This window comes from Alcanivorax hongdengensis A-11-3, assembly GCF_000300995.1.
Classification (GTDB): Bacteria; Pseudomonadota; Gammaproteobacteria; order Pseudomonadales; family Alcanivoracaceae; genus Alcanivorax; species Alcanivorax hongdengensis.
Map to the genome: position 1 here is coordinate 174217 of NZ_AMRJ01000004.1, position 10856 is coordinate 185072.

Sequence of the window (10856 nt, forward strand, 5' to 3'; positions counted from 1 at the left end):
AGCCTCTCAACAGTGATTGCCCGCTAGCGTCCGCACTGACGCAGTTGCTGTTCATAGCGGTTGGCCATGGCCGCCGTGCGCCGGGCCGCGCCCTGTACCCACTGGTTATGCTTCCAGGTGCCACGGGCATAGCCACCATGGCCGCTGTAGTACGACAAGTACAGGTGATAGGTATCATTTCTGGCGATGCCGTTGATCTTGTAACTCTGGTAGTAGTACCAGCCGACAAAACGAATGGCATCCTGAAAGTCATCCCGGTCCGCGCCATGGCGACCGGTGGCCTTCTGGTAGGACTCCCAGGTGGACGTCAGCGCCTGGGAATAGCCGTAGGCCGAGGATGGACGCTTCCAGGGAATAAAGCCCAGTAGCCTGGTGCGCGGCGGCTTGGCATGGGCATCGAAACCGGATTCCTTGTAGATGGTAGCCATCAGCACCGGTACGGGCACGCCATATTCCTTCTCGGTCTTCTTGGCGTACTTGTACCAGTTATTGAACCAGCCACCTCGCTGATCAAACACCGCACAGGCATCATCGGTATTGGTCGGTGTGCCGGCACAGCCACCCAACGCCAGTAACACCATCAGCAGCGCCACTCTCACGGTCATAATGCTCCCGGATCGATACCGTTTTCCTTGAAGACCGACATTAGCGCGGCTTCATCGCACACCTCAACTCCCAGGGACTCGGCCTTGGCCAGTTTGGAGCCGGCGGCGGCGCCTGCCACCACCATGGCGGTATTTTTGGAGACCGAGCCGGCCACCTTGGCGCCCAGCTGTTGCAGCCCCTGTTTGGCCTGATCCCGGGTCAGCGATTCCAGCGTGCCGGTGAGCACCCAGGTCTGCCCTTCCAGCGGCCGGCTCTCGGTATGGGCCGGTGCCCGCGCCGCCAGTGACGCGGCCTGCTGCTCGGCCTGTTGCAGGCGCGCCTGCCAATCATCCGCCGCCAGCGCCCTGGCCATCTGCACCATGACCCCGGAGCGCACGCCCCCGGGTTCGGCCCCGGCGCCTTCCGCTGCCGCCTGGCTGAGTGCCGCCACGCTGGCAAAATGGCTACCCAGGGTTTCCAGGGTCTTGTCGCCGATCCCTTCAAGATCCATGCCCAGCCGCTTGGCGGACTTGAGCAAGTGAGCCAGGGTCAGGGAGGAAACAAAGGCGGCGGAGGGCTGGCCACTGGACTGCGGGGTGACGCCGGCGGCCAGCAGACCATCGATCACCGCCTCGTTATCCGCCTCGGCAAAGAAGGCACCAATGGCCCGGGCCACTTCCAGCCCCACATCCGGCACCGCCAGCAACAACAGCAGGGAGGCATGACGAATGCCGTCCAGGTCTCCAAAGCAGTCCGCCAGGTTCTTGGCGGTTTCCTCGCCGATCTGGAGGATGCCAAGGGCAAACAGGAAGCGGCCCAGACCGACCTTTTTGGAGGTCTCCAGCGCCGCAATCAGGTTATCCGCCGACTTCTCGCCCATGCGCTCCAGGCCGGCGACGCGGGCCGCCTCCAGCCGGTAGAGGTCGGCCACGGTGGCAATCAGGCCCTCATCCACCAGGGCATCCACCAGCTTGTCCCCCAGGCCGTCGATGTCCATGGCCCGGCGGGAAGCAAAGTGCTTGATCGCTTCACGCTGCTGGGCGCCACAGATCAGGCCACCGGTACAACGGGCCACCACTTCACCGTCGCCGCGCAGAATATCACTGCCACACACCGGGCAGTTGGACGGCAGGGAAATGGTCTGCGCATCGGCGGGACGGCGCTCGGGGATCGGCCGCACCACCTTGGGGATCACATCCCCGGCCCGGTAGACCACCACGGTGTCGCCAACGCGGATATCCAGGCGGCGGATTTCATCGATATTGTGCAAAGTAGCATTGCTGACGGTAACGCCGCCCACCTGCACCGGCTCCAGCCGCGCCACCGGCGTCAGCGCGCCGGTGCGGCCCACCTGCCAGTCCACGCCGTTGAGCACGGTGAGCTCTTCCTGGGCCGGGAACTTGTGGGCAATGGCCCAGCGCGGTGCACGGCTGACAAAGCCCAGGTCCCGCTGCCAGTCGAGCCGGTCGACCTTGTAGACCACCCCATCGATGTCGTAATCGAGCTTGTCACGCTTGTCGAGAATGCCGTGATAAAACGCCAGCAGTGCCTCCACGCCCTCACAGACACGGATTTCCGGGTTCACACGCAGGCCCCAGTGCTTCAAGGCATCGAGGATGGCGGAATGGGTGGCGGGCCAGGGCTGACCTTCCAGCTGGGCCAGGGAATAGGCATAGAATTCCAGCGGCCGCTCGGCGGTAATGCGCGAGTCCAGTTGACGCAGGCTGCCGGCGGCGGCATTGCGCGGGTTGGCGAATACCTTCTGCCCGGCCGCTTCCTGGCGGGCATTGAGTTCGGCAAAGCCACCGTGGGGCATCACCACTTCGCCGCGCACTTCCAGACGCGCCGGCGGGTTATCGCCGCGCAGTTTCAGCGGCACCGAACGGATGGTGCGCGCATTGACGGTAATGTTCTCGCCGGTCTGGCCATCGCCACGGGTGGCCGCGCGTACCAGCTCGCCGTTTTCATAGAGCAGGGAAATAGCCAGGCCATCCAGCTTCGGCTCGGCCACATAGGCGATGGTGTCACTGACATCCAGCCGTTCACGGATACGATTATCGAAGGCGCGCAGGTCGTCATCGTCGAAGGCGTTATCCAGGCTCAGCATGGGCACTTCATGCTGCACCTGATCGAACGCGTCCAGCGGCACATCGCCGACACGCTGGGTGGGCGAATCCGCGGTGACCAGTTCCGGGTGTGCCTCCTCCAGCGCCTTCAGTTCCCGGTAAAGGCGGTCATATTCCGCATCGGGCACCGCCGGGTCATCCAGCACATAGTAGCGGTAGGACCAGTTGTTGAGCTGGTCACGCAGGGATTGGACTTTCTGGGAGAGATCGTTGGTTTCGGGCACGTTTGGGCAGCGAACAGTTAATAGTGAAAGTTAACAGCGAAAACCGTTTCGGCTTCACGCGAAGGTCGGTAACCGGCATGCGCCGATCGCCGTCAAAAAAACGGCGGAGATTGCCGGCAGCAATTTCCGCCCTACAGCACGGCGATCATTGTCAGCGTTATGCGCTCGGCACGCGCTGGCGACGTTCGAATTCCTGCACACGCTGGCGCAGATGCTCCATGGTCTGGCGGGTCAGCACGCTGTGTTGCTCGTCCTTGAGTTCCCCTTCCAGCTCCGTGGCCAGGCGGCGGCAGACCGACAGCATCTTGTCCAGGGCGCCGATGGCATCGCTGGCCCCCGGCAGCTTCAGGAAGAAGGTAACGCCGGCAAAGGTCATGTCTTCCATGGTGTCCAGGTCAAAGGTGCCCGGCTCCACCGCATTGGCCATGGAGAATTGCAGCTGATCCTCACCGCGATAATCCACATGACGATGGAAAATGTTCATGTCACCGAAACGCAGACCGGACTCCAGCAACAGCCGCAGCAGCTCGCCACCATCGAAGGGCTCACCACGGCGGGCAATCAGGTGCACGACGATCACTTCCAGCACCGGCTGGGGTTCGCGGGGCTTCTGCGCCGCCGGCTTGCGTGCGGCGGGCCGGGGCTCCGGTTTGGGCTGCGGCGCGGGGGTCAGTTCCGGCTCGGCGGCCACCGGCGGCGGTTCCGGGGTCGGCTCACGGACCGGTTGCGGCTCGTCGTCGGCCATCGCCGGTTCCGGATCATCGCCCTCGAACAGGCTACCCTGCTCGGCCTCGCTGGCCGGTTCGGGGTGCTCTTCCTGCTCCATCATCATGGGCGGTTCGCTGGCGGCATCGCGCTCGATGGCCTTGCGGATCACCCGGGCGCTGCCGACCAGCTCCGGGTTGTAGTCTTTCTCTTCCGGCTCGTCCTGGGCATCGCGATAACGGGGGTCGATGCGCATGCGCAGGCGGCCCTGGCGCTCCCGGACCATGCGACGCAGGCCATCGGCCAGAATCAGCAGAATCAGGATGACCAGAATTCCAATCAGTGTTTCCAGGTTCAGGCCCATAGCCTTGCCTCTTCCTTAGCTAGTCTCAGTTCGGCCTCAAACGTTGTAGCGCCTACATGGCGGCCATTTCGGCGGCTTCTTCCACATCCACGGACACCAGGCGGGAAACGCCCGGTTCGTGCATGGTTACCCCCATCAGGGAGGCCGCCATTTCCATCGCAATCTTGTTATGGGTGATATAGATAAATTGCACCTTGTTGGACATTTCCGATACCAGATTACAGAAACGGCCCACATTCGCATCATCCAACGGCGCGTCCACCTCATCAAGCAGACAGAAAGGCGCCGGGTTGAGCTGGAAGATGCTGAATACCAGTGACAGGGCGGTCAGGGCTTTCTCACCCCCGGACAGCAGGTGAATGGTGCTGTTCCGCTTGCCCGGCGGGCGCGCCATGATGGCCACGCCGGTGTCGAGCAGGTCTTCGCCGGTGAGCTCCAGGTAGGCATGGCCGCCGCCGAACACTTTCGGGAACAGCTCCTGCAGGCCCCGGTTGATGCGGTCGAAGTACTCCTTGAAGCGCGCCCGGGTTTCCCGGTCGATCTTGCGAATGGCGTTCTCCAGGGTACCCAGGGCATCTTCCAGATCGTCGTTCTGGCTGTCCAGGTAGGTCTTGCGCTCGGACTGCTGCTGGTACTCGTCAATGGCCGCCAGGTTGATCTGGCCCAGGCGCGAGATGCGCTGGCCGATCTGGTCCATCTCCTGGGCCCATTCCTGCTCATTGGCCTCGTCCGGCAGGCCCTGCAGCACGGTATCCAGGTCGAAATTCTGTTCGGCAAGCTGCTCGGCCACGGTCTGGCGACGGGTGGTCAGGTCCTGCCACTGCATGCGTTTCTGGTCCATGGTGCTGCGCACTTCCTGGGCCTGGCGCTCGTACTGGGCACGCTGGCCTTCCAGGTTACGCATTTCATGGTCCACACCCTCCAGCTCGCGGCGCGCTTCGGTGAGCTTGTGCTCCGCTTCCAGGCGCACTTCCAGCTTTTCTTCCAGCTGCGCCTGCAGCTCGGCGCCAGGATCATCCCCGTCACGGGTCTGCTCTTCCAGCAGCGCCTTGCGCTCGGTCATGGCCTGCACCTGGGATTCCAGCCGTGACAGGTTCTGGCGCAGGGAATCCGCCTGGGTGCGGGCGCCCTGCACGTCCATGGCCAGCTGGTGGGACTGGTCCCGGTCGTGACGGGCCTTCTGGCGGGCCTCGTCCAGCCGCAGGCGCAGCTCGTCACGGCGGGACAGCAGGGTTTCCCGCTGGCCGCTGTCGGTTTCCATGGCGTCCAGCGCTTCGGCCAGCACGGCACGGGCTTCCTTGAGTTGCTCCTGCTCCTGGGCCAGCTGCTCGTTGGTTTCGTCCAGCTCACGGCCCAGGCGCTCGCGGCGCATGGTGATCTGCTCCAGGCGTACCTGGCGGGCGCTGACCTGGGCATTGATTTCGCCCAGCTCGCGGTTGATGCGGCTGGCCTGACGCTGCACCTCCTCGCGCTCTTCCTCCAGTTCACCGATCTGTTCGCGGCTGCTTTCCAACTGCTCTTTCAGGTCTTCCACGGTGGCCTGCAGGGTGTCGATCTGTTCTTCCAGGGTTTCCAGCTCCCGGCGACGTTCGAGGATACCGGCTTCCTGGTCTTCCTCTTTGGCCACCTTGAGCCAGTCCGGGCCCAGCCAGATGCCGTCGCGGGTGACCACGGATTCGTGGGCATCCAGTTTGCCGCGCAGCGCCAGCGCCGCGGCCAGATCATCGGCCACGTAGACACCGGCCAGCAGGCCTTCCGGCACCTGGCCGCTGACCTGATCGCGCAACAGGGGGCCCTTGTCACCGGCGGCCTTGGCCGTGCCGGTGCTGACCAGGGCCAGGCGACCATGGTCCAGGTCTTCCAGCCAGTCACTGACCTGCTCGAAACCGCTGATGGCCACTGCCTGCAGGCTATCGCCAAGCACCGCTTCCAGGGCCTTTTCCCAGCCTTCGGCCACCTGCACCTGGTCGGCCAGGCGCGGCTCGTCATCCAGTTCGTGGCGGTTGAGCCAGTCGCTGACCGCGCCATCATCGCCCATGGCGGCCTTTTGCAGGGCCTCCAGGGAGGTACGGCGACCTTTCAGGGTCTGCAGCTTCTCGCGGGCTTCATCCAGCTGGCGGCCACGCTCGCCGTTGTCCCGGCGCATCTGGTTGATCTCTTCCTGCAGGGACTCGCTGCGCAGCTCGTTTTCTTCCGCCTGACCGCGATACTGTTCCACCTGCTCTTCCAGCTGGCGCATTTTCGAGGCCAGCGGCCCGGAGTCCAGGGATTCCTGTTCCTTGCGCAGGCGCTCGATGCGGTCCTTGAGGCGTTCCTGGGACTTGTCCAGGTGCTGGATGCGCGATTGTTCCACCTCTGCCTGGCGGCGGGATTCTCCGGACTTGCCGTTGAATTCTTCCCACTCCTGCTGCCAGCCCTGCATGGCCTCCTCAGCCAGGGCCAGCGCCTCGTTGGAGGCTTCCTGCTGCTCGCTGATCAGCTCCAGCTCCGGTTCGCGCTCGGCCAGGATGGCGTCCAGCTCGGCAACCTTTTCGCTGTCCATGCGCAGGTGTTCGTCGGCCTCTTTCCAGCTGGCGGAAATCTGCTCCAGCTCCTCGTACAGCTGCTGCTTGCGCTCACGCTGGTTCTGGATGTTCTGCTCCAGCCGCGCCACTTCCGCCCCCAGGGCATAGAAATGCTGCTGCACCTCGTTGAAGCGCTCCTGCACCTCGTGGTGGTTTTCGCGCAGGCGCTCCACTTCCGCGTCCACATGGCGCTGCTCGGCAATCTTGGCCTCGATGGCCACATCCAGCTCGCCGATCACATGGTCGAGCTGCTTGACCTGGCCATCCAGGCCTTTCCAGCGCAGGGCCTTGAGCTGGGCGCCCTTGAGGCGCTCCTCTTCCTTGTACTGCTTGTATTTCTCGGCGGCGCTGGCCTGGCGGCTCAGGCGCTCCAGCTGGCGTGCCAGCTCGTCGCGAATGTCGGTGAGGCGCTCCAGGTTCTCGCGGGTGCGGCGGATACGGTTTTCAGTCTCGCGGCGGCGGGCCTTGTATTTGGAAATGCCGGCGGCTTCCTCGATGTAAACCCGCAGTTCCTCGGGCTTGGCCTCGATCAGCCGGGAAATCATGCCCTGCTCGATGATGGCGTAGCTGCGCGGCCCCAGGCCCGTGCCCATGAAGATATCGGCGATATCCTTGCGGCGACACTTGGTGCTGTTGAGGAAGTAGTTGGACTGGCCGTCCCGGGTCACCTGGCGTTTGACGGAAATCTCGCTGAACTTGCCGTACTCGCCGCTGACGGTGCCATCGGAGTTGTCGAACACCAGTTCGATGGAGGCCTGGGCCACCGGTTTACGGGCGTTGGAGCCGTTGAAGATCACATCCGCCATGGATTCGCCACGCAGGTGCTTGGCGGAGGATTCGCCCATGACCCAGCGCACCGCATCGATGATGTTGGACTTCCCGCAACCGTTGGGCCCCACCACGGCGGTGAGGTTTTCCGGAAAATTGGCGGTGGTGGGGTCCACGAAGGATTTGAACCCGGCCAGTTTTATTGATTTCAGTCGCATAGTCAGAAGTTACTCGCAGCCGCGATGGCCCGGCCAAGCGGGCCGACCCCATAAAAGGCATAAGTCTAGCGGCAAGCCGGGCCGAATTCATCAGCCGCGGCGCCCTGTTTACAATAAGATCGCAAACCCGGCGCCGGTTATAACCCGATCCACTGACCGGGGAAGGTAAAGGAGTGCAAAACCCGCACCATCGTTGACCGGTATCACAGTCATGGCGTCTCCCGGGCCGCTTGTGCCGGCTTTCACCGGGCGGGTAGACTGCCTGCGACCTATCGCACAGCCAAGGATACGCCGTGACCCAGATTACCGATGCTCTCAATTACCTCCGTCGCAGCCTGTCTCTGGCCAGAACACCGGGCCTGCGGCCCTACGTGATCATCCCGCTGATTTTCAACATCCTGGTGTTTGGTGGCCTCTACTGGCTCAGCGGCAGCTGGATCGCCGGCTGGATCGCCCACGCCACCGCCGGCTGGCACCTGACCGGCTTCTGGAGCTTCCTCAACGGCGGCATCGAGTTTCTGGTCAACGCCGCCGTGGTGCTGGTGTGGATCCTGCTGCTGGGACTGTTCGCCAGCATCTTCTCCATTGGCGTCCAGCTGATCGCCGCCCCCTTCATGGGCTTTCTCGCCGAGAAGGTGGACACCCAGGTGACCGGCGTGCCCATGAATGACGAGTCCATCCCGGCCATGATCGTGCGCACCTTCAAGCGCGAACTACGCAAGACCTGGTACTGGCTGTGGCGGGCGCTGCTGATCCTGTTCGTGGTGGGGGTGATCTACTTCATCCCGGTGATCAATGTACTGGCCTCCGCGATCTGGTTCCTGTGGTCCGGCTGGCTGCTGGGCATGCAGTACATCGACTTCGGCGCCGACAACCGCCAGGTGCCCTTCGAGGTGATGCTGGAGCGGCTCAAGACCAAGCGCTGGCTGGTACTGACCTTCGGCGCCATCGTGCTGGGCCTGACCATGATCCCGCTGGTCAACCTGGTGATCATGCCGATTGCGGTGATTGCGGGGACCTTGATCTGGGTGGAGCAGCTGTCCCCAATTGAGAATTGATAACGGAGAATTGATAACTGTCGCGAGACAGGAATTCATGCCGCGAAACGCAAGAGGCCGCGTCCAGGCAATAGGCGCGGCCTCTTCGCTTTGAGAACCCTCAACGGCACTTTCGCACCGTTATCAATTATCAATTCTCCATTATCAATTGAACCTACCGCATAAAGCCCAGCTCGCGCAGCTGGTGAATCTTGTCTCTCACGGCGGCGGCCTGTTCGAATTCCAGGTTCTTGGCGTGTTCCATCATCTGCCCTTCCAGGGCCTGGATTTCCTTGGCCACCTGGGCCGGTGACATGGCCTCGTAGGCAGGGGCGGCGTCGGCCACCTTCTTCTTCTCGCCCTTGTATTTGCGGTCGAAGCGGCTGCCGCCGCTGTCGTCCATGATGTCGCGAACCTTCTTGTTGAGGGCCTGGGGCGTGATGCCGTGCTCCTTGTTGAAGGCTTCCTGCTTGTCGCGACGCCGGTCGGTCTCGTCGATGGCCCGCTGCATGGACCCGGTGATCTTGTCCGCGTAGAGGATGGCGCGCCCTTCCACGTTCCGGGCGGCCCGGCCGATGGTCTGGATCAGGGAGCGCTCTGCGCGCAGGAAGCCTTCCTTGTCCGCATCGAGAATGGCCACCAGCGCCACTTCCGGCATGTCCAGGCCCTCACGCAGCAGGTTGATACCCACCAGCACGTCGAACTTGCCCAGCCGCAGGTCACGGATAATTTCCACCCGCTCCACGGTATCAATGTCCGAGTGCAGGTAGCGCACCTTGATACCGTGCTCGTTGAGGAACTCGGTGAGGTCCTCGGCCATGCGCTTGGTGAGGGTGGTCACCAGCACCCGCTGGCCCTTTTCGATGCACTCGCGCGCCTCGCCCAGCAGGTCGTCCACCTGGCTGGTGGCCGGGCGAATCTCGATTTTCGGGTCCACCAGGCCAGTGGGCCGCACCACCTGCTCCACCACCTGGCCGGCGTGTTTCTCCTCGTAGGGGCCCGGCGTGGCCGACACGAACACCATCTGTGGCGCCAGCCGCTCCCACTCCTCGAACTTGAGCGGGCGGTTGTCCATGGCCGACGGCAGCCGGAAACCGAAGCTGACCAGGGTTTCCTTGCGTGAGCGGTCGCCCTTGTACATGGCCCCCAGCTGGGGAATGGTGACGTGGGATTCGTCGGCAATCAGCAGCGCATTGGCCGGCAGATAATCAAACAGGGTGGGCGGCGCCTCGCCGGGGGCACGGCCGGAGAACAGCCGGGAATAGTTTTCCACGCCGTTGCAGTAGCCGAGTTCCTGCAGCATCTCGATATCGAAGCGAGTGCGCTGCTCCAGGCGCTGAGCCTCCACCAGCTTGTTCTGCTCCTTGAGCTCGGTGAGCCGCTCGGCCAGCTCCTCCTTGATCATCTCAATGGCCTTGAGCACGGTCTCCCGGGGGGTCACATAGTGGCTCTTGGGATAGATGGTGATGCGCCCCACCCGCTTGATCACCTCGCCGGTGAGCGGGTCGAAGATACTGATTTCCTCCACCTCGTCATCGAACAGCTCGATGCGCACCGCCTCTTTCTCTTCTTCCGCCGGGAAAATGTCGATCACATCGCCCCGCACCCGGTAGGTGGCGCGGCGGAAATCCATTTCGTTGCGGGTGTACTGCAGCTCCGCCAGCCGCCGCAGCAGCTCGCGCTGGTCGATATGATCGCCACGCACCAGGTGCAGCACCATGGCGTGGTAGCTGGCCGGGTCGCCCAGGCCGTAGATGGCGGACACGGTGGCAACAATGATGGTGTCCTCGCGCTCGAGAATGGCCTTGGTGGCCGACAGCCGCATCTGCTCGATCTGCTCGTTCACCGAGGCATCCTTCTCGATGAAGGTATCCGAGCTCGGCACGTAGGCTTCCGGCTGGTAGTAGTCGTAGTAGGAGACGAAGTACTCCACCGCATTCTCCGGGAAGAACTCCTTGAACTCCCCGTACAGCTGCGCCGCCAACGTCTTGTTGGGTGCCATGATGATGGTGGGCCGGCCGGTCTGCTGGATCACATTGGCCATGGTGAAGGTCTTGCCCGACCCGGTTACCCCCAGCAGCGTCTGGTGGCTGAGGCCGTCCTGCAGGCCCTCCACCAGCTGGGCAATGGCCGTGGGCTGGTCACCGGACGGCTGGTAATCGGAATGGAGCTTGAAAAGACTGTCCGCCATGGGTGGTTCCTGCTTTTGTGTATGTTGGGAGGCAATGGCCGTGCCGTTCACCCCCTCCAGCTCCCCCTCATTGA

At 63.2% G+C, this 10856-nt stretch carries 6 protein-coding genes; 1 reads left to right on the top strand and 5 read right to left on the bottom strand.

Annotated elements, in window-relative coordinates; all coding sequences use genetic code 11:
• Positions 1-23 precede the first annotated feature (23 nt).
• The 4 genes from A11A3_RS05025 to smc form a co-directional block, all read right to left on the bottom strand.
• Entirely contained in the window at positions 24-605 is a 582-nt protein-coding gene (locus tag A11A3_RS05025) for a transglycosylase SLT domain-containing protein (protein WP_008928186.1), read from the bottom strand.
• Positions 602-2935 carry an NAD-dependent DNA ligase LigA gene (gene ligA, locus A11A3_RS05030; RefSeq protein WP_008928187.1) on the bottom strand — a complete coding sequence of 778 codons (2334 nt, stop codon included), beginning with the start codon at positions 2933-2935 and terminating at the stop codon, positions 602-604. The genes A11A3_RS05025 and ligA overlap by 4 nt, the downstream gene beginning before the upstream one ends.
• Positions 2936-3092: 157 nt before the next feature.
• Positions 3093-4004, bottom strand: a complete 912-nt coding sequence (gene zipA, locus A11A3_RS05035) for a cell division protein ZipA (protein WP_008928188.1) — start codon at positions 4002-4004, stop codon at positions 3093-3095.
• Positions 4005-4056: 52 nt separating this feature from the next.
• Positions 4057-7554 (bottom strand): chromosome segregation protein SMC, encoded by a 3498-nt coding sequence (gene smc, locus A11A3_RS05040; protein WP_008928189.1) that lies wholly within the window; start codon positions 7552-7554, stop codon positions 4057-4059.
• Positions 7555-7847: 293 nt separating this feature from the next.
• On the opposite strand from smc, the gene cysZ reads away from it, so the two are divergent.
• Positions 7848-8612, top strand: a complete 765-nt coding sequence (gene cysZ / locus A11A3_RS05045) for a sulfate transporter CysZ (protein ID WP_008928190.1) — start codon at positions 7848-7850, stop codon at positions 8610-8612.
• A 154-nt stretch (positions 8613-8766) separates the two neighbouring features.
• On the opposite strand, the gene uvrB is transcribed toward cysZ, so the two are convergent.
• Positions 8767-10782: an excinuclease ABC subunit UvrB gene (gene uvrB / locus A11A3_RS05050; protein WP_040296723.1), complete on the bottom strand. Its 2016-nt coding sequence runs from the start codon at positions 10780-10782 to the stop codon at positions 8767-8769.
• Positions 10783-10856 lie beyond the last annotated feature (74 nt).